The sequence below is a fragment of the Amniculibacterium sp. G2-70 genome (assembly GCF_014353055.1).
GTDB classification, from domain to species: domain Bacteria; phylum Bacteroidota; class Bacteroidia; order Flavobacteriales; family Weeksellaceae; genus Amniculibacterium; species Amniculibacterium aquaticum.
Genome location: NZ_CP060698.1, coordinates 1224979 through 1247607 on the forward strand (window position 1 = coordinate 1224979; position 22629 = coordinate 1247607).

At 36.2% G+C, this 22629-nt stretch carries 22 protein-coding genes and 1 pseudogene; 11 read left to right on the forward strand and 12 right to left on the reverse strand.

Annotated elements, in window-relative coordinates; genetic code table 11:
• Nucleotides 1-16 precede the first annotated feature (16 nt).
• Nucleotides 17-733, forward strand: coding sequence for an ABC transporter ATP-binding protein (locus tag H9Q20_RS05590; RefSeq protein ID WP_124639221.1), 717 nt, complete (start codon nucleotides 17-19; stop codon nucleotides 731-733).
• A 120-nt stretch (nucleotides 734-853) separates the two neighbouring features.
• On the opposite strand, the gene H9Q20_RS05595 is transcribed toward H9Q20_RS05590, so the two are convergent.
• The 7 genes from H9Q20_RS05595 to H9Q20_RS05625 all read right to left on the reverse strand — a co-directional run bounded on the left by H9Q20_RS05595 (nucleotide 854) and on the right by H9Q20_RS05625 (nucleotide 9916).
• A complete protein-coding gene (locus H9Q20_RS05595; protein ID WP_124639219.1) occupies nucleotides 854-1552 on the reverse strand; it encodes a C40 family peptidase in 699 nt (232 codons plus the stop codon).
• 331 nt (nucleotides 1553-1883) lie between these two features.
• On the reverse strand, nucleotides 1884-4313 hold the full coding sequence (locus H9Q20_RS05600) for a TonB-dependent receptor domain-containing protein (protein WP_187478483.1): 2430 nt from the start codon (nucleotides 4311-4313) through the stop codon (nucleotides 1884-1886).
• A 169-nt stretch (nucleotides 4314-4482) separates the two neighbouring features.
• Nucleotides 4483-4878: a hypothetical protein gene (locus H9Q20_RS05605; protein ID WP_187478484.1), complete on the reverse strand. Its 396-nt coding sequence runs from the start codon at nucleotides 4876-4878 to the stop codon at nucleotides 4483-4485.
• Between the two features lie 76 nt (nucleotides 4879-4954).
• Nucleotides 4955-5641 (reverse strand): response regulator transcription factor, encoded by a 687-nt coding sequence (locus H9Q20_RS05610; RefSeq protein WP_187478485.1) that lies wholly within the window; start codon nucleotides 5639-5641, stop codon nucleotides 4955-4957.
• Between the two features lie 18 nt (nucleotides 5642-5659).
• On the reverse strand, nucleotides 5660-7207 hold the full coding sequence (locus H9Q20_RS05615) for a sensor histidine kinase (protein ID WP_187478486.1): 1548 nt from the start codon (nucleotides 7205-7207) through the stop codon (nucleotides 5660-5662).
• Nucleotides 7208-7381: 174 nt separating this feature from the next.
• On the reverse strand, nucleotides 7382-7765 hold the full coding sequence (locus tag H9Q20_RS05620) for a hypothetical protein (RefSeq protein ID WP_124639208.1): 384 nt from the start codon (nucleotides 7763-7765) through the stop codon (nucleotides 7382-7384).
• 105 nt (nucleotides 7766-7870) lie between these two features.
• On the reverse strand, nucleotides 7871-9916 hold the full coding sequence (locus H9Q20_RS05625) for a S9 family peptidase (RefSeq protein WP_187478487.1): 2046 nt from the start codon (nucleotides 9914-9916) through the stop codon (nucleotides 7871-7873).
• 105 nt (nucleotides 9917-10021) lie between these two features.
• On the opposite strand from H9Q20_RS05625, the gene H9Q20_RS05630 reads away from it, so the two are divergent.
• The 8 genes and pseudogenes from H9Q20_RS05630 (at nucleotide 10022) to H9Q20_RS05660 (ending at nucleotide 15560) form a co-directional block, all read left to right on the forward strand.
• Nucleotides 10022-10498 (forward strand): hypothetical protein, encoded by a 477-nt coding sequence (locus H9Q20_RS05630; protein WP_124639204.1) that lies wholly within the window; start codon nucleotides 10022-10024, stop codon nucleotides 10496-10498.
• A gap of 188 nt (nucleotides 10499-10686) precedes the next feature.
• The gene (locus H9Q20_RS05635) at nucleotides 10687-11280 is read left to right on the forward strand and encodes an RNA polymerase sigma factor (RefSeq protein WP_187478488.1); all 594 of its coding nucleotides are present in this window, start codon (nucleotides 10687-10689) and stop codon (nucleotides 11278-11280) included.
• A gap of 211 nt (nucleotides 11281-11491) precedes the next feature.
• A complete protein-coding gene (locus H9Q20_RS05640) occupies nucleotides 11492-12187 on the forward strand; it encodes a YjjG family noncanonical pyrimidine nucleotidase (RefSeq protein ID WP_187478489.1) in 696 nt (231 codons plus the stop codon).
• Between the two features lie 240 nt (nucleotides 12188-12427).
• Entirely contained in the window at nucleotides 12428-13051 is a 624-nt protein-coding gene (locus tag H9Q20_RS05645; RefSeq protein ID WP_187478490.1) for a Crp/Fnr family transcriptional regulator, read from the forward strand.
• A 211-nt stretch (nucleotides 13052-13262) separates the two neighbouring features.
• The gene (locus H9Q20_RS05650) at nucleotides 13263-13895 is read left to right on the forward strand and encodes a hypothetical protein (RefSeq protein ID WP_187478491.1); all 633 of its coding nucleotides are present in this window, start codon (nucleotides 13263-13265) and stop codon (nucleotides 13893-13895) included.
• 6 nt (nucleotides 13896-13901) lie between these two features.
• Nucleotides 13902-14372 (forward strand): annotated as a pseudogene (locus tag H9Q20_RS13375) (hypothetical protein); the annotation flags it as partial.
• 102 nt (nucleotides 14373-14474) lie between these two features.
• Complete coding sequence (locus tag H9Q20_RS13245) at nucleotides 14475-14771, forward strand: hypothetical protein (RefSeq protein ID WP_241154791.1); 297 nt, start codon at nucleotides 14475-14477, stop codon at nucleotides 14769-14771.
• Between the two features lie 42 nt (nucleotides 14772-14813).
• Entirely contained in the window at nucleotides 14814-15560 is a 747-nt protein-coding gene (locus H9Q20_RS05660; protein ID WP_124643366.1) for a hypothetical protein, read from the forward strand.
• Between the two features lie 27 nt (nucleotides 15561-15587).
• On the opposite strand, the gene H9Q20_RS05665 is transcribed toward H9Q20_RS05660, so the two are convergent.
• Nucleotides 15588-15959 carry a hypothetical protein gene (locus H9Q20_RS05665; protein ID WP_187478492.1) on the reverse strand — a complete coding sequence of 124 codons (372 nt, stop codon included), beginning with the start codon at nucleotides 15957-15959 and terminating at the stop codon, nucleotides 15588-15590.
• A gap of 249 nt (nucleotides 15960-16208) precedes the next feature.
• On the opposite strand from H9Q20_RS05665, the gene H9Q20_RS05670 reads away from it, so the two are divergent.
• Entirely contained in the window at nucleotides 16209-17342 is a 1134-nt protein-coding gene (locus tag H9Q20_RS05670; RefSeq protein ID WP_241154773.1) for a serine hydrolase domain-containing protein, read from the forward strand.
• A gap of 65 nt (nucleotides 17343-17407) precedes the next feature.
• Here the strand turns inward: H9Q20_RS05670 and H9Q20_RS05675 are convergent, their stop codons facing one another.
• From H9Q20_RS05675 to H9Q20_RS05690, 4 genes are all read right to left on the reverse strand, one after another.
• On the reverse strand, nucleotides 17408-18103 hold the full coding sequence (locus H9Q20_RS05675) for an RluA family pseudouridine synthase (protein ID WP_124642654.1): 696 nt from the start codon (nucleotides 18101-18103) through the stop codon (nucleotides 17408-17410).
• 8 nt (nucleotides 18104-18111) lie between these two features.
• Complete coding sequence (locus tag H9Q20_RS05680; protein ID WP_124642652.1) at nucleotides 18112-18429, reverse strand: hypothetical protein; 318 nt, start codon at nucleotides 18427-18429, stop codon at nucleotides 18112-18114.
• On the reverse strand, nucleotides 18429-19244 hold the full coding sequence (panB, locus tag H9Q20_RS05685; protein ID WP_124642650.1) for a 3-methyl-2-oxobutanoate hydroxymethyltransferase: 816 nt from the start codon (nucleotides 19242-19244) through the stop codon (nucleotides 18429-18431). Before panB ends, H9Q20_RS05680 begins: the two co-directional genes overlap by 1 nt.
• A gap of 73 nt (nucleotides 19245-19317) precedes the next feature.
• Complete coding sequence (locus H9Q20_RS05690; protein WP_124642648.1) at nucleotides 19318-20031, reverse strand: Crp/Fnr family transcriptional regulator; 714 nt, start codon at nucleotides 20029-20031, stop codon at nucleotides 19318-19320.
• Between the two features lie 198 nt (nucleotides 20032-20229).
• On the opposite strand from H9Q20_RS05690, the gene H9Q20_RS05695 reads away from it, so the two are divergent.
• Nucleotides 20230-22608, forward strand: a complete 2379-nt coding sequence (locus H9Q20_RS05695; protein ID WP_187478493.1) for a heavy metal translocating P-type ATPase — start codon at nucleotides 20230-20232, stop codon at nucleotides 22606-22608.
• The last annotated feature ends 21 nt before the right edge of the window (nucleotides 22609-22629 follow it).

A 22629-nucleotide genomic window follows, 5' to 3' on the forward strand; every position in this document is an offset into this window, starting at 1 on the left:
TAGACCAAATTAAAGTATGATATCAGTAGAAAACATTAGTAAAAAATACGGACAAAATACAGTCCTTCATCTTGAAAATTTAACCATAAACAAAGGGGAAACGCTTGGTTTGGTTGGAAATAACGGAGCCGGAAAAACCACATTTTTCTCTCTCCTTCTCGATTTGATTGAACCCACAACGGGAAGCATCAGCATTGATGGATTAAAGGTGAATGTGGACGAATCTTGGAAATCCAAAGTAGGTGCCTTCATCGATGAGTCGTTTTTGATTGGCTATCTAACTCCAGAAGAATATTTTTATTTTCTGGGAGAATTGAGAGGAGTGAACAAAACGCAAGTTGATTCATTTTTAAACAATTTTACCGATCTTTTTAATGACGAAATTATCCAAGCTGGGAAATACATCCGTGACCTGTCCAAAGGAAACCAAAAGAAAGTGGGTATTGTTGGTGCGCTGATTGGAAGTCCTGAAATTGTAATACTGGACGAGCCTTTTGCGAATCTGGATCCTTCTACCCAAATAAAATTAAAATACTTAATTAAAAAATGGGCGATGAAGGGCGAAACAACCTTCCTGATTTCTAGCCACGACCTTTCGCATACCACAGAAGTTTGCAATAGAATTGTGGTCCTTAACAAAGGGGTGGTGGTAAAAGATTTACAAACCAACCCAGAAACTTTAAAAGAACTGGAGGATTATTTCGCTTCGCAAGTCGCGATTGAAGCTCTTTAAAACAAGAGGTTATATCAACCCAAGTGTGAACTCTTGCTGTATTAGAGTATTAAAACTAAAAAAAGCCGTCTCGAAAATTTCTTTAGAGACGGCTTTTTCATTCTATATCGTTAACTTTTTCTAGTTATTGTTCGCTGTAGATTCTTTGTTATCGGAAAAGTCTTCATCCAGAATTCTTTTTGCAAAACGATAACGATTTCCCCAATACGAATCGGTATTCAAGGTGGACACCATCACTCCTTTGGATGTAGAAGCATGAATGAATTTAACATCGCCATCTGAAGTAACATCATAGACAATACCTACATGAGAAACGCGGCTTCCTCTGGAGAAAAACAACAAATCTCCTTTTTGAAGTTCTTCTTTACTAACATTATATCCTTCGTGGGATTGAGATGCTGCAACTCTTGGCAAATTCATCCCGGCAACGGCTCCAAAAACAGACAATACAAAAGCCGAACAATCGATACCACTTCTAGAAGTCCCACCCAAACGGTACGGAGTGCCTAGATACGATTCGGCTTCGGTTAAAAGTCCATCAATTAATTTGGAATGACGAATGGCCCTTTCAATGACGGATCTTTTAGATTTTGACCTTTCATTGGCCAAATCATTCTTATGATTGAGCGAGGTAAAACTGCTGATCAGCTCTTTTTTATTTCTTTCCAATTGTCTATCGCCGGCATCGGCACTATTGGATTCTGTTTTGTATTCTTTATTATAAAATGACGGTTTTGCAACCACATAATCAGTTACGCAAGATTGCATGGACAATGCAGATAATACCAATGTAAGATAAAATACGATCCCTTTCTTCATATATGCTTGATTATCTATTGATTAACAATAATTATATTTTCAAAAGCCTAACAAAGATATCGATTCGCATTTAGAACAGTCATGATTTATGTTAGCTCCGAGATGGTTTTAACATTTTTTAACATTTTATCTCGAATTTTACCTTTTCAAATCGCTGAGAACTGCGACAAATAGGTCAAAAATGATAATTCTTCTTTAAGATTTTTTAACATTTAAAGAATCATCAATAAAAAAGCTAATATTTTATTCATTTAAAAACAAATGCCGCCCTTTTTGAGGACGACATTCTAAACAAGCTTTCATAAAAGTGTACTAATTCTTCAGGAAGCTCTTAAAATTTCACATCAAAACCAACATAGAAGTTTGCCGGCATGATCGGAGCGTAGATCAAACTGCTATCAAAATAACTTCCAAATGGATTTTTAACATCCATAATTGGATTCATCTGTTCGTAACCGGTAAGGTTTTCGCCACCAAAATAGGCTCTGATATTTTTATTGAACTGATACGCTACTTGTGCATTCAGTGTAACATATTCTTTGGAGTAAGGTGCCAACTGAAAAGCTGTAGGATTGGATGTCGTATCCGGTAATCTTTGTTTTCCTACAAATTGCAATGTGGTATCAAAAGACCAAAAAGCGTCTTTTGCATTTTTGTTGGTAGCATAAGCAGCATTAAAAAAACCTCTGTTTTTCGCCATAAACGGCACTTCTTTTCTTCCGCTGTGGTAATCGGCTTGTACATCGTAATATTTATACGCCACCCTTAGATCCAAATTTTTAACGGGTGAAAAATCCAACTGTGTTTGGAAAGAGTTGGCAAAAGATTTTCCGTCCAGATTATAAATGGATAATTTTTGTGGGTTATCCAAATCGACCAAAACTTGATTTTGGAAATCGGTTCTGAAGAAATCGGCTACCAAAGTTGCTTTTCTGTTGAACAGTTTGAACTCTTGCTGAAGACTTGCTCCGTAATTCCAAGCAACTTCCGGCTTCAATCCGTAAATGTTACCTCCGTTTGCGTGAATGTCCACCACTCTATTGGATGCAAAGTAGTGTTGATTTTCTGCAAACACATTGGCCGTTCTAAAACCTTTTCCTGCGGACAATCGCACAATGGTTTTAGGTAAAATATCGTATTTCAAATTCAATCGAGGCGAAAATTGTGTGCCTGCCAAATTATGAAAATCGACTCTGGCACCTGCTACCAAAGTGAACTTGTCCCCAGTCATGGTATATTCTGCAAATGCACCAGGAACGGTTTCGGTTCTTTTGTACAATTGAGTCAAATAATTTTCATCAAATAGGTCCATTAAGAAACTTGCTCCCAATTTATACTTATGATTGGTATTCACAATCATGTCTTCATAAATTAAATTGGAATAAAAAGTTTTCTGATTTCCGTTATAATTTCTAAGGCCGTAAAAGCTATTTTGTTGGTGATAGGTAAACTGATTCATCCAGCCCAAACTCTGATACGGTCTTCCCGGAAATACGAAACCTGTTTTGTTCCACACTTGGAATCTTTGCGTATCAATCCCAACTCCATAAGCCGATTGCTGACTTTGTGGTAAATTCCAATCGTAGTTGGTTTGTCCTGCTTTTCTATTGTCTTTCAAAAAAGTAATACCGAAATGAGATCCGAATCCTGAATGTCCTAAGTCGTTAAAATTCAAAAGATAGGCAGCATTCAACTGATTTCCTTTTGGTCTATCCAAAAAACCATCGTTGTTATCGTCGATGTTTCCAAAAGTTCCGTTTCCATGAAGCAAAATACTTTGGTCCCAGTGTTCATTGATTTGTGAAGTTTGCGTGAGATTCAGCTCGGTTCTCCCTTGGAAATCGGCAAAAACATTCAGATTGGTTTCGGGAGTTTTGTTAAATTTCAACAATTCGGTATTGATCTGTCCTGTAATCCCTTCGTATCCGCTAGTTACGGTACTTCCTCCTTTGGTCAACTGAATGCCTCCGATCCATCTTCCCGGGATAAAATTAAGTCCATACGCAGAAGCCAAACCTCTGATTTCTGGCAATAATTCTTTGGTTAGTGCCGTATATTTTTGATCCAGTCCTAACATTTTCAACTGCTTGGCACCTGTCACCGCATTGGAAAAAGACACATCTACAGTGGCATTGGTTTCAAAACTTTCAGAGAGGTTACAACAAGCCGCTTTTAGCAATTCTTTTTGATCAATTTTAAAGGTTAAATCAGCAGACTTTCTGCTCAAAGCCGTTGTTGCTTGTGCTTTGGTTACGGTTACGCCTTCTATGTTAGAATTTCTTATTTGATCTTTTTTATGATCGTATCCCGCATGTTCATCCACTTCTTCTTTTTTTGCATGATCGTGACCGGCATGAGGATCGTCGTCTTCTTTCTTCACTTCAACCGGTGTTGCATTGTTAGGGCTTTCAGTTGAGTTTTTTACAGGCGGACTTACCCTTTCATAATGACAACATCCTGAAAGTTTTTCGTACACCTCATCCTTGGCTTTGTACTTTTCGTTGTCGTGTCCCACTGCAGCAATGTCTTCTAATATTTTATCCAAAGAAGTTTTAGCGGCATCGAATTCCACATTCAGCATCTTGGTTTCGTCGTTCCAATTTGCGGATGTTGCTCCATTTTTTTTGGCGGTTTTTTCGATTCTTTCTTTACACATCCCACAGTCTCCATTCACCCAAGCTTCGATTTTGGTGCTTTGTGCAAATGCAAATGTGCTAAGTAATAAGACGAAAATATATAAAGTTTTTTGTATTGTTTTCATTTTAAAATCATAAATAGGTTAACTTTTTCATCAACATTTCGTTGATACATAAAATAGTAATAAAATTCATTTTAAGTCACAAATTTCAAAACAAATCTGTGAATACCAAATCGTTACACTCTCAAGTTTCAATTTGAAAAATGCATAATTTGTGCTGTAAATTATTAGATTAACCTATTTTTGGCGGTTGCCAAATTTTTGAAAAAATACTTGAAAATTCTGGAGTAACATAAGAAAAGTCCTCCTTTTTGTTTTTGAAATCCACGGTCAGATCAGGCATCTCCTGATGATTTGGAACTTGGAAAACAGCTATTGAAAAATGGCAAATATCACAATTGTTGCAGTTTCCTGTACCGTGGTTTTTGTTTTTACCATCTTTATGACAAGAGTCGGATTTATGATCGGACTTGTGTCCTGCTTTGATATCTGACTTGCAATGATCTTGCTGGGTAATCGATACCGCACAGCAAGACTCGCCTACATTTTGACCCAAGAAATATTGTTTGGGAATGACAAACAGTCCCAAGCATAAAATCAAAAGCCAAATGTGCAGATGTTTTGCCATAATTGGTGCAAAGGTAAAGATTAAATTTATTTTCAGATAAAAAAAAGACTGAAAATTATCAGTCTTTCAATTCATTTTAGTTTTTCACCAGCAAACGGAACCCTTCACCATGGACATTGATGATCTCCAATCCATCGTCGTCTTTAAGGTATTTACGCAATTTTGCAATGTACACATCCATACTTCTGGCGGTGAAATAATTTTCTTTTTTCCAAATTTTTCTGAGTGCCAAATCTCTTGGCATAAAATCGTTTCTATGCAGGCACAACAATTTCAGCAATTCGTTTTCTTTTGGCGATAGCTTGTACTCGTTATCATGAACCTTTAATTGCCTTAAAATGGAATCAAAAAGCATGTTGCTGATTTTGAATTGTTCTTGATCTTCTGCATCGGTTGCGGTACTTCTTTGCAAGATTGCTTTTATCTTGTACAACAACAATTCGGTATCAAACGGCTTGGTGATGTAGTCATCGGCACCGATTTGGTAACCTCTCAGTATGTCTTCTCTCAAATTTTTTGCGGTAAGGAAAATAATGGGTGTGGCTTTGTCTAATTTTTTCACATCTTCAGCCAAAGAAAAACCGTCTTTCTTAGGCATCATGACATCGAAAATGCAGATGTCGAATTCGCCATCAGTAAAGGCTTTCAGCCCTTGCTCGCCATCGGTTGCTAAGGTAACATCAAAATTATTGATGCTCAGGTAATCTTTTAGTACGGCTCCAAAACTTTGGTCGTCTTCTACTAATAATATTCTGCTGTTCATAAGGTTATTTTTTGGTGTTTATAAATTCATTGGTATTTTCACAATAAAGGTTGATCCTTTGCCCTTAATGGACTCTACAATAATCTGACCTTTGTGCAATTCAATTATTTTTTTCACATACGAAAGTCCAAGTCCTTGTCCTTTCACATTGTGGATATTTCCGGTTTCTTCTCTGAAAAATTTTTCGAAAATTTTCAGTTTATTTTGAGTTTCCATTCCCATGCCTTTATCGGAAATTTCTATCACATAAAACTGACCTTCATTTTTCGTTTTCACCTTTATTTCTGGTGCTTCTGGAGAATATTTATTGGCATTATCCAACAAATTGACCAATACATTGGACAGGTGAAATTCATCTACTTTAAAAATGTATTTTTCCGTATTAAAATCCTGGGTTAGCGATCCGTTTCTTTGAGCAACAATGAGACCTACGGACTCAGAAACACTTTTGATTAAGTCTCTAACATTGGTTTCTTTCAGGTGAAGTTGCACTTCATTTCGCTCCAACTTGCTCATATTCAAAACATTTTCTACCTGCTTTTTCATCCTCAGATTTTCTTGTTTGATGAGGGTAGCGTAATATCTGACCTTGTCCGGATTGGTTGCTATTTTGTCGTTTGCCAAAGAGTCTGTCGCTACGGATATGGTTGCCAACGGTGTCTTGAACTCGTGGGACATGTTGTTGATAAAATCCGTTTTGATATCCGCAATTTTCTTTTGCTTCATCATATAACTGATGGAGATGATGTAGATGCCCAAAATGGTGAGCAACGAAAGAAAAGTCCCCAAAAGTTGGGGCAAGTTGTTTTTGGCTAAGGAATAATCTTTTTTGGGGAAAACCAAGTTAAGGGTGTATAATATCCTGTCTTTGCTGTCGGAAAACAGCGGATACGAATAATTGGTTTTGTCCTTTTCCGTATTATAAACCTCATCGGTCATTGAGGTTAGTTTTTGATGCTTGTCAAAAACCCCATACCCAAACTGAGTGTCGATGCCGTTGAGCTTCAGTTCATAGGTCAAAACAGAATCCAATACTTTTTTATTCACCCTTTTTTCTATGGGCAAATTGCTGGCATCCAACTTTACAAATTCTTTTAAGGAATAGGTATTGTCCTTGAAGTCCTGGCTCATCTTGGTGGTGAGCAATTCGAGGTTGTTGCTTTTCTTGAATTTCAAAATACCCTCGTCGGTATAGACTTTTGTGGTTTTCAGGCTATCGCCTTGTGTAGAAATAGGAATGTTTTGGTTTTCAATAATTTTCGATTGAAAAGTTATGGTTTTCCGATTCACCGAATCGGCATTTTGCTGTATGTAGGTTTGTGACGGTTGGTTGGAGCCTTTGACAATGGTGTTTCCAAAATTTTTAAAATCTTGGTTCATGTATTTTTCGGCTTCAATTTCTGAAATTTTTACAGCAGCACTTTCCATGGCGGTATTGACCCTGTTGGAGAACTGCTCTTCCAATGCACGATAATATCCCTTGAGCCAATACACCTGTAGCGTAACGAAAACTATGAGTGAAATCGTCATGAATACAGAGATGACCGGGATGAATTTATTGTTCATGGACTTTTAATTTAATGAATTTTTGTTAAAATTACGACTTTTAACATTCATTAAACAAATATTGAGCCAAAAAATTACGGTTAGATTCTTAAAACCCATCATTTTAAGAATTTAACCGCAATGGATATGAGAGTGTTTTGTCTTTAATACAAACAGATGAAATAAAGCTCTTTTTTACCCCTCCAACTTTTCTTGAATCTCTCGCTGGGTTTCTTCATCAAACAATTCTTCGTCCATAAAGTACTGAATGATGGCTTTTTTCATGAGGATTTGTTGCTCGTTGGGTTTCAGTTCCGGTAAGGTTTGCAATTCCACAAAATGAGGATAGCCATCGTCGTCATAATGGGTGAATTTGTAATAACCAAAAGGCTCTAACAGACGGCAAACCGCAATGTGCAAGATGTTTATTTTGTCATCTTTGCTGTATTTCTGCATGCCACTGCCCAACTCTTGTATCCCAATCAGATACAAAAGAGTGTCTATCGAAGGATGTTTTTCGGTTTGAAAATGTTCTTCAAAAAAAAATTCTACTTTGGACCATAATATCGCTTCTGTCATTTTATCAATTTAATTGTTTAACAATTTGGGTTCAATATTAAACCCTTCTTTCACGCTCAAAGGTAATACACTTGGTCGTTCGTTTAGCACTTCGTGACTAATATATTATAATTTTTGCTCCAATTTCAACAAGAAAGCGTATTCCAAAGCGTCTTCTTTCAGGCTTTCGAATCGACCACTTGCACCACCGTGTCCGGAACTCAGGTCGGTTTTAAATATCAACAAATGATCATCGGTTTTTAGCTCTCTCAGTTTGGCGGTCCATTTTGCCGGCTCCCAATACTGCACCTGACTATCATGAAAACCCGTCGTAATCAATACATTGGGATAATCTTTCGCTTCCACATTATCGTACGGCGAATAGGATTTCATATACTCGTAGTATTTTTTCTTTTTGGGATTTCCCCATTCGTCAAATTCACCTGTCGTAAGCGGGATTTCTTCGTCCAACATGGTCGTTACCACATCCACAAACGGAACTTGAGCGATAATTCCGTTGAACAGTTCGGGTTCCATATTCATCACGGCACCTACCAAAAGACCACCGGCAGAACCGCCCATGGCATAGAGGTGTCCAGGCGAAGTGTACTGTTGACCGACCAAATATTTTGCGGCATCGATAAAATCGTAGAATGTATTTTTTTTGTTGAGCATTTTTCCGTCTTCGTACCAATCTCTTCCTAAGTATTCGCCTCCTCGAATATGCGCAATGGCATAGATAAAACCTCGATCCAATAAGGACAACCTAACATTGGAAAAACCTGCGTCCACCGTATGTCCGTAACTGCCGTATCCGTAAATTAACAGTGGTGTATCAGCAGATTTTGTGGTGTTTTTATGATAAACTATGGAAATCGGAACTTTGGTTTTCCCATCTCTGGACGGCGCCCAAATCCTTTCGGAAATGTAATTTTCTTTTAAAAATTTGCCTCCCAACACTTCATGTTGTTTCAATACCTCTGTGGTTTTCACCTTCATATCGTACTCCAAAGTAGCATGAGGCTGGGTCATGGAAGTGTATCCGTAACGAAGTTTATCCGTATCAAACTCCAAATTGGAAGCGATGTATGCGGTATAAGTTGGATCTGAAAAAGGCAAATAATAGGAATTGTCACTTGCAAAATCTATAATTTTTATTTGCAACAAACCTTGCTCTCGCTCTTCCAAAACCAAGTAGTTTTTGAAAATTTCAAATCCTTCCAACAATACTTCTTTGCGATGCGGGATAACTTCTTGCCAATTTTCTTTACCACAGGCATCCACTTTGGTTTTTACCAACTTGAAGTTGGTGGCTTCATCGGCATTGGTGATGATGTAAAACTCGTCCTGATAATGTTCTACAGCGTATTCTAAATCGTCTTCACGAGACTGAATGATGGTAAAATCTGCCAAAGGTGTATCTGCAGAAATAAAACGATGCTCATCCGAAATAGAGCTGGAACTTGCGATGAAAACATAGTCTAAACTCTTGGTTTTGTACACATTAACATCAAAGGCATCGTCTTTTTCATGAAAGATAAGAACATCGTCTTTGGTCGAAGTTCCCAATTGATGCCTGAAAACTTTATACGCTCTCAAACTCTTGTCCTTTACGATGTAAAAAACATACCGGTTGTCGGCTGTCCAAACGGCTTTACCCGTACAATTGTTTATTTCATCTGTTAAAAACTCGCCGGTTTCTAAGTTTTTGAAACGAATGGTATAAATTCTTCTTCCCAAAACATCTTCGGAAAAGGCTGCTATTTTATTGTTCGGACTCACAGCAATACTGCCAAGGTCATAGAAATCTTTACCTTCAGCCAATTCATTGGCATTGATGATGATTTCTTCCGTGTTTTCTAAATTTTGAAATTTCCTGGTAAAAATTGGATATTCTTTTCCGGCTTCGTATCGTACAATATACCAATAAGCATTGAAAAAGTAAGGTAAAGACTCGTCGTCCTTTTTGTATCGGGCTTTCATTTCCTCGTACAAATCGTTTTGCAAGTCTTCGGTGTCTTTCATCATGAAATCACAATAGTCGTTTTCTTTATTCAGATATTCTAAAACTTCAGGATTTTCTCTTTCGTTCAGCCAAAAATAATTGTCGATTCTTTGGTCGTTATGAATTTCTAAAATTTTCTCTATTTTCTTAACCTTAGGTGCTTGCATGTTCGATTTTAAGTCTGCAAAGATAGGTCATTTCCATATAAAAATTTTTCAGATTCTTTAGGTTTCGGTAAAACTTTATACTTTTACCCCTTAAATTAATTTAGAATGTTCCATAAACTGATCGCCCCAATATTCATATTTTTATTTTCCATTTCCACACAGGCACAAATAACAACACACAGCACCGTTTATGCAGGATACCAATACCAAAACCAAAGTTTTGGAGAATTGGGAGCTCGATTTATTTTTTTGAAGAACGACGATTTTCTCTACCGATTGGGTGGCGGTGTGCTTTTGGGCTCTGTAAACAGTCAATTTGCTGTGATCCCGAAAATTCAAGGTGAAATACTCGTCAATACGGAGAAAAATGTGGACATCCACCATTCCTACTACTTTTTGACAGGAGCCGAAATCAGTACAAAACACATCTCGCCAAAGATTGGAGCATCGCTTTTTGGCATCATCGACCTAACAGCAGGCTATGCTTTTCCCTTGGATAAAAACGGCATCAACGGAAAGAAATTGCAAGGACTGAATTTCAATTTTACACTCAACATTCCGCTGGCAGTCTTTAGTAAATAATACTTAGTCATCAAGAATCGAACATTGTATATGTTAAAATTCAATTTTTAATGCAATACATTGCAAATAATTTATATTTTTACCCCGAACAAAACGCAATTTTTATAGATAACACTTTTACTTCTTTTAATTAATAAAAAAACAACCAGCTGTTTGCCGTTACGCAAGGAGTGCAAAGAAGTAATAACATGAACGAGATTGCCGACAACCAACTGATTTCTCAGTATAAAAATGGAGACGAGAATGCCTTGTCCCAATTGATCATCCGCTACCAAAAAGAGTTATTCTCCTTTATTTATTATAAAATTTTAGATGACGATTTGGCCAATGACATCTTTCAAGATACCTTCATGAAAGCCATTATCGTAATAAAAGAAGGGAGATACAACGACGAAGGAAAATTTGTGGTTTGGATCAAAAGAATCGCTCATAACCTGATTATCGATCATTTTAGAGCCAAATCCAAAAGAACCATGATCTCCGACAGCAGCAATCCGTCCGATGAATTTTCGATATTCGATTTCATCCAAGAACAATCTGATAACATTGAAGATCGTTTGGTGAAAAATCAAATCGTTACAGACCTTTACAAAATGATTGACTTATTGCCTGAAAACCAAAAAGAAATCATCAAACTTCGTTTTATTGACAATCTTAGCTTCAAAGAAATTGCCGAACATACCGATTCCAGCATCAACACCACTTTGGGAAGAGTCCGTTATGCCTTAATAAATTTGAGAAAAATAATGGTTGAAAATCAAATTATTTTGACAATACAATAATAATTTAACAAAAAAATCGTTTTAGATACAAAATAAGCTTGCGCCTATGAAAAAAAACGATTCTTTATTCGTCAAAAAACGAATGCCCAAAGCCAAAACTGTACAATTTATTTTAAATTTTTCTAAAAGTTTGGCGACTGTTAAAACCCCAATAAAAACCTTTTGCATTTGCAAGAATTAAAACAAGATTAATTAATTACTTTTGTGTCTTATGAATATAAGGCACATTTTTTTTGACCTCGACAACACCCTTTGGGACCATCGTAAAAACGCATACCTCACCCTGAAAACCATTTTTGAAAGGGAAAAGATTAAGGAAAAATACCATTTGAATTTCGAGGATTTCCACAAAGAATATTTCACCATCAACGAACATCTTTGGGCTCAGATTAGAGATGGCAAAATCGACAAGCCCTATCTAAGAAAGCATCGATTCTACGACAGTTTTTTATTTTTTGGCATCGACAATATGGAACTTTCACAGTATTTTGAATCGCATTTTTTAGACGAAATCCTCGCCTACAATCACTTGGTAGAAGGCTGTTTGGAAGTTTTGGATTATTTGAAAACTAAAAACTATCGCTTGCATATTCTATCCAACGGCTTTCACGAAGTAACCCACAGAAAAGTAAACGAATCGGGAATTTCTCAATATTTTGACACCGTAACTTCTGCAGACGAGATCAACATTAGAAAACCTCAGCCCGAAATTTTCCAATGGACAATAGACAAAGCTGAAGCAAAAATAGAAGAAAGCATCATGATTGGTGACGATTGGATTGCCGATATCGAGGGTGGACTTTCCTTCGGAATGGAAGTGGTTTTCTTTGATGTTTTCAACGACGATCTGTACCAAGAAAAGGTGAGGACCATAAAAAAATTAACCGACCTCAAGGAAATTTTATAGTTATCTGCTATGCTACCAAAAAGCGTGTCTAAACAAAGATTGTGAAAACTTAAACCGAACTGAATGAATAATTTTTACACTCCCCACGCAAAATTTATTCTTTTTTCCAGCACCTTTTCTTGCCAGCGCGCATTGCACATCCTGCATTTTGCCCTGTGCACATTCCAACAAAAATGCAGGAAGATCCAATTTTCCTCCAACTTTTTTAAAAAAATTGTATTTTAGAAAAAAAATAAGGACATGACAAATTTTATTGAACATATTAGAACTGTCAAGAAGATTAATGAAACAGACGTGAATAAATTTGTTTCAATTTTTTCATATCAAAAGTTAAAAAAAAATGAAATTTTAATTAATAGTACTCAAATATGTGATAAGGTTTTTTATGTTGAAAAAGGAGCGTTAAGAGCCTACTATATTGATGAAAATGGAATTGAAAAAACTCGTTTGATATCATTAGAAAACCAATTCTGTTCAAATTGGGCCAGTTTTCATAATCTTTCGCAAAACTGTGAAATTATTGAATCTTTAGAGGAAAGCATTGTCTACTATGCCACCCATTATGATTTTTATAGTGTAGTTAATTCTTCTTTTGAACTTCACAAAATATATTCATTAATACTAGAAAAATTTCACACTTATCAAATAAAGAGATTTGAATTTATAAGTAATCATTGTTTACAAAAAAGGATTGAAAAAATTGATATTTTTTCCCCAAAGTTAAAATCTAGGATAACAAATAAAGTGTTAGCATCGTTTTTACATACAACTCCTGAGCATTGTTCCTATCTTAAAAAACGCATTTCAAAATTAACTTCAATATTATTTATCTCTCAACAAGAATTATTGGAGTTAATATCTTAATTATTATTTAAAAAGCGTTAAGAAATCTTAATGTTTATTTATTGATTTGTTCTTTCATTTGCTTAATATATAAAACAATGAAAGGGAAAATCAAACTTAAAAAAGTTATCGTCTTTGAGACTTTTACTCAATAATTTTAAAATAAATTATTGGGTAAAAAATCATTCCCAACAGACAACTTTAAAAACAAAAATCTCAAAATTCTTTAAAAATGAAAACAATTAAAATTATGATTATGATGCTTACAACAGCATTACTTATCGTTTCTTGTGATCGTGATTCAATAACAAGCTCATCTTCTCCAGAATATCAGCCAAACTTAAATAACTCATTAACTAGTAGAATCACAAAATCTGAACAAATAAATATTTTACTGGATGGTAAAAGATATGAACTTCAAGATGATAAATCCGTTGCATATTATGGTGTGGACGGTAATTATGTCGGCGACATACTACTTAACAACTATGATATGGATATTGTAGATAATAGTACTACATCTGGGGAAATTACGGTTAAAAATCCATCTACAAATGAAGTTATTATTATAAATAACATTCGGAATCTTGAAGAAAAAACTATTTTTGATGTAGAAACTAGCAACGGTCTAAAATTTTCTAATTTAGATGGTTATCAAATCAACTCAGCCAGTAAGTTTCCTATTGTACCAATTGTTCGAGCTGTTGTAGCTGTAGTAACTGTAATTGCTGTTTCTACATCTTCAGGCGGAACTCAAAATGATTGTACTGCATCAATGCCAAAAAACTGCCCGCAAGGATCAAAACCTTATGCAGAATATTCAAGCGGATGGTTTAGTTCATCATGTAATGTCGGATGTAGATAAACTAATATGCTTAAATCAAAAAAAGAAAATCATTTATTATATTGGGGTGCAGGAATTTTTTCCTGTACTCTAATTGTATATACAATTATATCATCTTATTTTCCAAATCTCACTAAAACCCGGGACATATTTGGAGATTTTGATAATATTTTATTAATCATTGTTTTTACATTGTTGTTGGCACCCGTTTTAGAAGAATTGATTTTCAGAGGTATCTTTATTATTAAAAAAAATTATATTTTTTGTTTTTATATTGGGGTGGTAGCTATGATTCTTGTAACGCAAAATTATTATCTCTTTCTGATACTAATCACAACTTTTTTTATTTACAGGAAAAGGAAAACATTTAATACAAACCCTCTTTACTTTCTGAATTCACTCTTATTTGCTCTCATACACTACAAATTATCTGATTTCACAAATATTTTCTCATTTATTCCCGTATTTTTCCAGTTCAGTATTGCCTTAATATTAATCTGGATTACCATTAATTACAGTTTAATATGGTCAATGGTTCTCCATTTTTTTATAAATGCGTCTATAATCATTCCATTAGTTTTTTTAATACAATTTCCAGAAATGAAACAAAATTCCATTATCACGAATGAAATTAAATTTGAATGGAAAAAAACACCAGTATTAGGAAAAACAAAAATAATCTATACCAGTGATAAGGTAGAAGCGAAAAGAATAACTATTTCTCAATTAATAAAAATATTTAATCCTAAGGAAATAGATTTCCAAGTAAATGACAGTCTAAAATACTACCGTTACAATTTCACAATTGAAAATCTCAACAACCACAAGATAGAACTTAAGCAAGTAAAAAAATTCCTAATAAACCATAATTTAATAGAAAATGTTGAGAATAAATAAATTATATTTGTTTCAACAATTAACCAAAAACACAATAAAATTATGGCTTCCACATCAGAAACAGGACATGCAAAAAACATCGCAAATTTCCAGGATCTTATTTCCTTTTGCGAAGGTTACGGAGCAACTTACAACCCGACAAAAGAGAGTTTGAAAATTCCACAACTTAAAGCATTGTATCAAACAGCGCAGGAGAAACTGAACGCTTCCAAAACACAGAAAACAAATTTTGACAATGCCATCAACGAGAGACGGAATGCATTCAAAGACCTCAAACCGCTTTCCACAAAAATAGTGAACGCATTTGCTGTTTCGGGTGCAGATGCTTTGGCGCAGAACAATTTGAAATCCATAAACAAAAAATTACAGGGTTCAAATTCAGGTGCGAAAAAACCTGAAACAACTGCAAATTCCTTAACAACTCCCGAAACTGCAAAAACTATTTCCACCTCTCAACAATCGTATGACAGATTAATTGACCATTTCGCAAATGCCATTGAAATTTTGGAACAGAATCCAGTTTACGCCCCTAATGAAAACAATTTAAAGGTAGATTCTCTAAAAGACAAACTCGCAGAACTCCAAACCAAAAATACGGAACTGATTAACGCCTATACTTCCTACAGCAACGCAATGATTGAAAGAAACCAAACGCTTTACAATCCAATGACAGGCATTATTCAAACCGCCAAAGAAGTGAAGCAGTATGTTAAAAGCATTTTCGGTGCAACCAGTCCGCAATACAAACAAGTCAGCGGAATAGAATTCAAAGTAGTAAAGAGCGAATAATATTCAGGCAACCGCAACTGTAATATTTTAAACTGCGACTATAAATTTTATTACTGTCAATTCAATATCAAAAACGGCAGTTTCAAAATTTATAACAGCAAATATAATATAAGCAACTGCAAATATAATATGAGCAACTGCAACAATAATATTCGTTACTGCAATTTCAAAATTAGCGACTGCGGAAAATAATTTAGCCACTGCGGAAATAAAACAAAGGTAAACAGCCAACGCAAAGAGTAATGCACATTTTGTATTTTGTTCAACTCTTTTGCCTGAGAAAATACAAAAAGAGCATTTCCCTTCCCTCTTTTTGCCCATGCCAAAAAAAGAATAAATTTCCCTCACCTCTCCTGCATATTTCCAAACACACAGCATAAAAAGCACAGCATATAACATGGTATTGCCAAAAGACGGGGTTGAATATATTCTTTGAGCATTCAGTTATCAATATCCACAAAAAACTTTTCCGCTTCATTTTTTTATGTAATTTAGAAGCGGAAAAAGTTTTTTGTTCAGGTTGGTTATTCTTTCCACTTTTAGTTATAAGTAGCCCGTCCTTCGGCAATACCCTTTCCGAAAGACGAAACTAAACAAATCCTTTTTTCTATCTTTAAATTTATTAAATTTGTGTAAACCGAATGCATTTTGAAAAAAGCAGTTAAAACCATTGCCGTTATCATGGCTTCCATCATTGCAATCATATATTCTTTAGGCTACGACTATCTCTTCAGCGGGATTGCCAAAACCTACTTGCGTGGGAAAACTTCGGCCACGATAGACGATGGATCTTTATTCAGCAGCAATACGATAAAAGCCGGCATCGCTCAGCCTTGGGAAAAGGATCAAAACTACAACAGCAAAACCCTCTCCGCAGCCATGATCAAAGATGTGCAAACGACCAAAACTGCTTCTTTTCTGGTGATAAAAGATGGGAAATTGGCTCAAGAACATTATTGGGACGGCAATGCATACACCAGAACCAATTCTTTCTCCATGGCAAAAGCCATAACGGTGATGCTTTTGGGAAAAGCCATAGAAGAAGGGCGGATAAAAGGTTTGGATCAGAAATTTTCTGATTTTTATGAAAATTATGCCCATGTTCCTTTTGGTAAAAACCTAACCATACAGAATTTGGCAGCTATGGAAGCAGGATTGGATTGGAATGAAGACTACCAAAATCCTTTTACACCAAATGCAAAAGCCTATTACGGAAAAAGCTTAGCAAAAGCAGTATTGTTAAGAGGCTTCAAAGAAGAACCCGGAAAAAAATTTGAATACCAAAGTGGAGCGACTCAGCTTTTAGGATTTGCCTTAAGAAAAGCTATAGACAAACCTCTTTCCAGTTATCTGTCCGAAAAATTCTGGCAACCTTTGGGTATGGAGCAAAATGCCTATTGGACTACGGACAGTAACGGTATGGAAAAAACTTTTTGCTGCATACATGCCGAATCCAGAGATTTTGCAAAATTGGGACAAATCCTCCTGAACAATGGTAAATGGCAAGACCAACAGCTTTTGAGCAAAGCCTTCATTGATAAAATGAGAACGCCCAGCAAAGCATCAAACAACACTTATGGATTGGGACTTTGGATCAATTACGATCACCCCATCAAGCATTATTATTTTTGGGGACATCTGGGACAATACATCATTGTGGTTCCAGAAAAAAACATGATCATCGTAAGAACCGGAAGTTATGAAAACCAACCTAAAGACAATAAAAGTCGCCCCGAACAAGTATCATTTTTGGTTGAAGAAGCCGTAAAAATGTACCCATAAAAAAAGGAATTTGAATTTTTGTTCAAACTCCTTTTTTACGCAATAAACTTATATCTTCTTACAAATCACATCGTTTCGCAGGCTTGCCAAACGGCATCGTTTTTAGGTAAAGCTCCTACCACTACGATCAATTCTTTGGTGGTTGGATGTATAAATTCTAATTTCCTGGCATGCAACGAAATGCCTCCATCCGGATTGGATCGTGGTGCTCCGTACTTTAAATCGCCTTTTATCGGCGTTCCGTTCTTGGACAATTGTGCTCGAATTTGATGATGCCTCCCGGTTTCCAAATCGACTTCCAGAAGCAAATAACGGTCTAAAGATTTTATGATTTGATAGGTCAATACAGCTTCTTTGGCACCTTCTGTTGGTTTTGTAAAAACAATGGCCTTGTTGTTTTTTTCATTTTTCTTAAGATAATGCACCAACCTCAACGATTGCGGAATTGCATCTTTGCCCACCAAAGCCCAATAGGTTTTCTTCACCTCTCGGTTTTTTACCATCTGTGTCAATCGACTGAGAGCCTTGGAAGTTTTGGCATAGATTACCAATCCCGAAGTGGGCCTATCAATGCGGTGTACCAAACCCAGAAAAACATTTCCTGGTTTTTGATCTCTAATTTTTATGAAATTTTTAACGGCTTCCAGCAACGATTCGTCACCGGTTTTATCTCCTTGCACCAACTGCCCCACTTTTTTATTAACCACCATCAAGTGATTGTCTTCATAGGCAATTTGGTCTGCACTAAACTCTTTAGACATAGAAAAAATTAAGCTCGAGGTCGATTAAAAATTGAAATGATAATTCCAGCAAAAAGTCCAATGGTTTTTATCGATGAAAACTGACTTTCTAAAGGCAAAAACGCACCTACCACACAAAACAAAGCAGCGGCATACATGGGATAGACCATCTTTGGATTGGGCAACATTTTACTTTGCAAGAAAAAACTTAACCCAATCAGGATGTAGAACAGCCGGTTGTATATCATCACATTGAGCTCGAAACTGAATGGTTTAGTCCATCCAACGACCAAACACAACAAGATGAGAACCGACAAAATAGCGTTATACGATTTTAATCTTTGCATCAGTAGCTTTCATTTTTATTTGGAAAATCCAAGTCTTTCACATCTTTCACATAATTGGAAATGGCACCTGTAATTTCAGAATAAAGATCCAAATATTTTCTTAGAAATTTTGGTGTAAAGCCCTTATTCATCCCGATCATATCGTGGTACACCAAGACCTGTCCATCACAATCCGGACCGGCACCAATCCCAATGGTTGGTATGGAAATACTTTCGCTCACTTTCTTTGCCAAATCGGCCGGAATTTTCTCTAAAACCAAAGCAAAACATCCCAATACTTCCAACAATTTGGCATCCTGGATTAGCTTTTCGGCCTCAGCTTCTTCTTTGGCTCTCACTTTATAAGTTCCAAATTGATATATGGATTGCGGTGTCAGTCCTAGATGTCCCATGACAGGAATACCGGCATTGACAATCTTACGAATGGAATCTTCAATTTCTTTACCGCCTTCAATTTTTACAGCATGCGCTCCGCCTTCCTTCATCATCCTTACGGCCGACTCCAAAGCTTTCTCAGGATTACTCTGATAGGTACCAAAAGGCAAGTCGGCCACTACCAAAGCTCTTTCGACCCCACGAACTACGCATTGCGTATGGTAAATCATGTGATCCAAAGTGATGGGCAAAGTGGTTTCGTACCCCGCCATAACATTGGCTGCGGAATCGCCAACCAATATGGTATCCACCCCACCGGCATCCACCATTTTGGCTGTTGTAAAATCGTAAGCCGTCAGCATGGTGATTTTTTCCTTGTCGAATTTCATTTTTCTCAAGGTCTCGGTGGTTATTTTTTTTATTTCTGAATGTACAGACATAAGAAATGGTATTTTAAACTTTAAAAATAATAAAAAAACAGTCGAAACCTTTACCGTTCGACTGTAAAAAATTTTATATTAGAACATGGCCCAATTTGATGAGTTTTTCTCGATTCAGAATTCGTATGTTTCTACCTTCTACTTCGATCAGTTGGTCGGTTTTGAATTCGGAGATCAAACGGATGGCGCTTTCTGTTGCCGTACCAATGAGGTTGGCTATTTCTTCTCTGGTTAGTGAAATTTTAATAAAACCTTCCGGGTCGGTTCCTAGTTTTTGTTCGAGCAAAATTAAAATTTCTGCCAAGCGTTCTCTAACGGTTTTTTGTGCTAAAAAAGCTACGGTATTGGCACTTTCTCCCAATTCGTAAGCGAATTTTTGCAGCATGGCATAGGCCATTTTAGAATCCACCTCCAGCAAATGTCTGAAGGTTGCTGCGGGGATAAAACGAGCCTTAATCTCGGTCATCGCTTCGGCTTTGGCTTGAAATTTTTCGCCGCACAAAAGAGAGCGGTAGCCAATCATGTCGCCTTCTTTGATAAATCTCAGGATATGATCTTTCCCATAAACGCCAGATTTAGAAAGCTTTGCTGTACCCGATTCAATCAGATAAATACCTTTTGGAAATTCGCCATCTTCAAAAATATCATCGCCTTTTTGAAAACTCATTTCTTCTTTTGTCGAGTTGTACAATTCAAAATCTTCTGCAGAAATTCTGCTTTTCAGTTCATTTTCATCAAATGCGACTTTCAAAGCCTCTTCAATAGCAATTTGTTTTTCTAATGACATAAATAATGATATTTATCAGCAAAAGTATTGCTTTTTAAAATGAAAGGCAAAGTTTTTTATCTAATTTTGCATGTTAGAATTTATTCTAATTCTAAATAAAACAAGAGTTTATCCTCTTAATAACTAATAAACACTCGTTTAATCTTTTTTAGAAATGAATAAGTTCAATCATTAAATTTAAAAATTCAGTTAAAAATCATGTCGGAAAATTGTTTTCACTGCGGACAACAAATAGAAAAAGAACGAATTGCTTTTGATGAAAAAATTTTTTGTTGCAACGGGTGCAAATCGGTTTATGAAATCCTAAATCTGAACCAGCTAGGTAATTTCTATGAGCTCAACAAAAATGCAGGAACCAGACCGGACGAAAACTCGACACAATTTGATTATTTGGACACCCAAGAAATTTTTGATAAAGTAACCGATTTTTCTGAAGGCAATACCAGTTTAGTCACCTTCAAAATCCCGGTCATCCATTGTTCATCGTGCATTTGGCTGTTGGAAAGCCTTCATACCTTGAATGAAAATATCAAATACAGCCAAGTTAATTTCACCAGAAAAACCGTTCAGATCTCCTTTAACCATCAGGAATTAAAGTTAAGTGAATTGGCAAAATTCCTCACCAATTTGGGGTACAAACCGGTCATTAGCCTAGAGACCGCCGACAAAAAAGAAGAAAAACTGGACAAGACTCTTTTGATAAAATTAGCGGTTGCCGGTTTTGCTTTTGGTAACGGAATGTTCTTTTCCTACCCGGAATACGCCCAAGAAATCATGGGAACTACGGATATCTGGATGAATTCTTACAAAAATCTTTTCCGTTTTATCATGTTTTTACTGGCCACTCCTGTGGTTTTTTATTCGGCTTCGGATTATTTTAAATCGGCTTGGTCTGGTCTTAAAAACAAAATCGTAAACATTGATGTACCTATTGTTTTGGGTATCATCATGCTTTACGGAAGAAGCATCTATGAGGTGTTAACCGACTTCGGACCCGGTTATTTTGATACTTTATGTGGGTTGTTGTTTTTCATGCTTCTTGGTAAAACCTTTCAAAAAAGAACTTATTCCGCACTTTCCTACGATAGAGATTACAAATCCTTTTATCCGATTGCGGTTACTAAGGTCGATTTTGAAGGCCAACAACAAAACATTCTACTTTCTGAACTGAAGGTGGGCGATAGAATTATGGTGAGAAATCAAGAAATAATCCCTGTTGATGCCATCTTGATTTCGGGAAATGGAAACATCGACAACTCGTTCATCACGGGTGAGAGCGCTACCATTGCAAAAAAACCAGGTGACAAAATCTTCGCCGGTGGAAAACAGTCTGGAGCGATCTTGGAACTTGAAGTGATAAAAAATGTGGACCAAAGTTACCTGACCCAACTTTGGAACAAAGAAGCCTTCAAAAAACATGAAAACGGTTTGGATACCATCACCAATACCATTTCCAAATATTTCACTTTTATCATTCTTGGTATTACGGCCATAGCAGCGATCTATTGGATACAGCACGATTTCGAGAAAATGTTCCAAGTAGTTGCAGCCATCCTCATCATTGCTTGTCCTTGTGCTTTGGCACTATCGGCACCGTTCACTTTTGGACACATCATGAGGATTTTAGGTAAAAATCATTTTTATGTAAAAGACACCTTAACCATAGAAAAACTGGCGAAAATAGACACTTTGGTTTTTGACAAAACAGGAACCATCACCCACAACAAAAAATCAAACATACAATACGAAGGAGATTTGTTGGAAGAATTTGATCTCGCCAACCTAAAATCTTTACTGAAAAACTCCAACCATCCTTTATCTAAAGCGTTGTACGATTCTTTAGACAACAAAGATGAATATTTCCCAATAGAAAATTTTAAAGATACACCCGGCAGAGGTTACCAGGCCGATGTAAGAAGCAAATTGTATAAAATTGGAGCCGCAAGTTTTATTGGACAAACCTCACAAAACATGGAAACGGCGGTTTATATTTCTAAAAACGACATTTTCTTGGGCAAATTCATTTTTAAAAATGAATACAGAAAAGAGATCAAAACCATGTTCGATCAATTGGAAAATTACCACATTGACATCCTGAGTGGCGACAATTCTTCTGAGGAAAATCAGTTGAAATCTTTGGCAACAAAAGCCGAAGAGATGCGCTTCAACCAAAACCCTGAGGACAAACTAAATTATATACAAGAACTGCAATCTCAAGGTAAAAAAGTGGCCATGTTTGGCGATGGACTGAACGATGCCGGTGCATTAAAACAAGCGAATGTAGGTATTGCAATTGCCGATGACACCAACGCTTTCACCCCATCTTCAGATGTAATTATGAAAGGGGAGAACATCGTTGATGTCAAAAAATATTTGGACCTATCCAAAGATGCCATCAACATTGTGAAAATCATGTTTGTCATCAGTTTCTTGTACAACATTGTGGGGCTTAGCTTTGCTGTTACTGGAGAGTTGTCGCCATTGATCTGTGCCATCCTGATGCCCATTTCTTCGATAACCATCGTAGCGCTAACTTCATTACTGACTTACATTCGGGCACATAAATATTTTAAATAATCAAAAACAAGTATAAAAAGA

Bases quoted from the DNA above. Each gene is read 5' to 3' on its own strand.
- H9Q20_RS05595 (WP_124639219.1), bottom strand. From the start codon at position 1,552: ATGAAGAAAGGGATCGTATTTTATCTTACATTGGTATTATCTGCATTG.
- H9Q20_RS05635 (WP_187478488.1), top strand. From the start codon at position 10,687: ATGAACGAGATTGCCGACAACCAACTGATTTCTCAGTATAAAAATGGA.
- H9Q20_RS05690 (WP_124642648.1), bottom strand. From the start codon at position 20,031: ATGTCATTAGAAAAACAAATTGCTATTGAAGAGGCTTTGAAAGTCGCA.
- H9Q20_RS05675 (WP_124642654.1), bottom strand. From the start codon at position 18,103: ATGTCTAAAGAGTTTAGTGCAGACCAAATTGCCTATGAAGACAATCAC.
- H9Q20_RS05590 (WP_124639221.1), top strand. From the start codon at position 17: ATGATATCAGTAGAAAACATTAGTAAAAAATACGGACAAAATACAGTC.
- H9Q20_RS05610 (WP_187478485.1), bottom strand. From the start codon at position 5,641: ATGAACAGCAGAATATTATTAGTAGAAGACGACCAAAGTTTTGGAGCC.
- H9Q20_RS05640 (WP_187478489.1), top strand. From the start codon at position 11,492: ATGAATATAAGGCACATTTTTTTTGACCTCGACAACACCCTTTGGGAC.
- H9Q20_RS05615 (WP_187478486.1), bottom strand. From the start codon at position 7,207: ATGAACAATAAATTCATCCCGGTCATCTCTGTATTCATGACGATTTCA.
- H9Q20_RS05650 (WP_187478491.1), top strand. From the start codon at position 13,263: ATGAAAACAATTAAAATTATGATTATGATGCTTACAACAGCATTACTT.
- H9Q20_RS05665 (WP_187478492.1), bottom strand. From the start codon at position 15,959: ATGTTATATGCTGTGCTTTTTATGCTGTGTGTTTGGAAATATGCAGGA.
- H9Q20_RS05630 (WP_124639204.1), top strand. From the start codon at position 10,022: ATGTTCCATAAACTGATCGCCCCAATATTCATATTTTTATTTTCCATT.
- H9Q20_RS05605 (WP_187478484.1), bottom strand. From the start codon at position 4,878: ATGGCAAAACATCTGCACATTTGGCTTTTGATTTTATGCTTGGGACTG.
- H9Q20_RS05680 (WP_124642652.1), bottom strand. From the start codon at position 18,429: ATGCAAAGATTAAAATCGTATAACGCTATTTTGTCGGTTCTCATCTTG.
- H9Q20_RS13245 (WP_241154791.1), top strand. From the start codon at position 14,475: ATGAAACAAAATTCCATTATCACGAATGAAATTAAATTTGAATGGAAA.
- H9Q20_RS05600 (WP_187478483.1), bottom strand. From the start codon at position 4,313: ATGAAAACAATACAAAAAACTTTATATATTTTCGTCTTATTACTTAGC.
- H9Q20_RS05645 (WP_187478490.1), top strand. From the start codon at position 12,428: ATGACAAATTTTATTGAACATATTAGAACTGTCAAGAAGATTAATGAA.
- H9Q20_RS05695 (WP_187478493.1), top strand. From the start codon at position 20,230: ATGTCGGAAAATTGTTTTCACTGCGGACAACAAATAGAAAAAGAACGA.
- panB (WP_124642650.1), bottom strand. From the start codon at position 19,244: ATGTCTGTACATTCAGAAATAAAAAAAATAACCACCGAGACCTTGAGA.
- H9Q20_RS05625 (WP_187478487.1), bottom strand. From the start codon at position 9,916: ATGCAAGCACCTAAGGTTAAGAAAATAGAGAAAATTTTAGAAATTCAT.
- H9Q20_RS05660 (WP_124643366.1), top strand. From the start codon at position 14,814: ATGGCTTCCACATCAGAAACAGGACATGCAAAAAACATCGCAAATTTC.
- H9Q20_RS05620 (WP_124639208.1), bottom strand. From the start codon at position 7,765: ATGACAGAAGCGATATTATGGTCCAAAGTAGAATTTTTTTTTGAAGAA.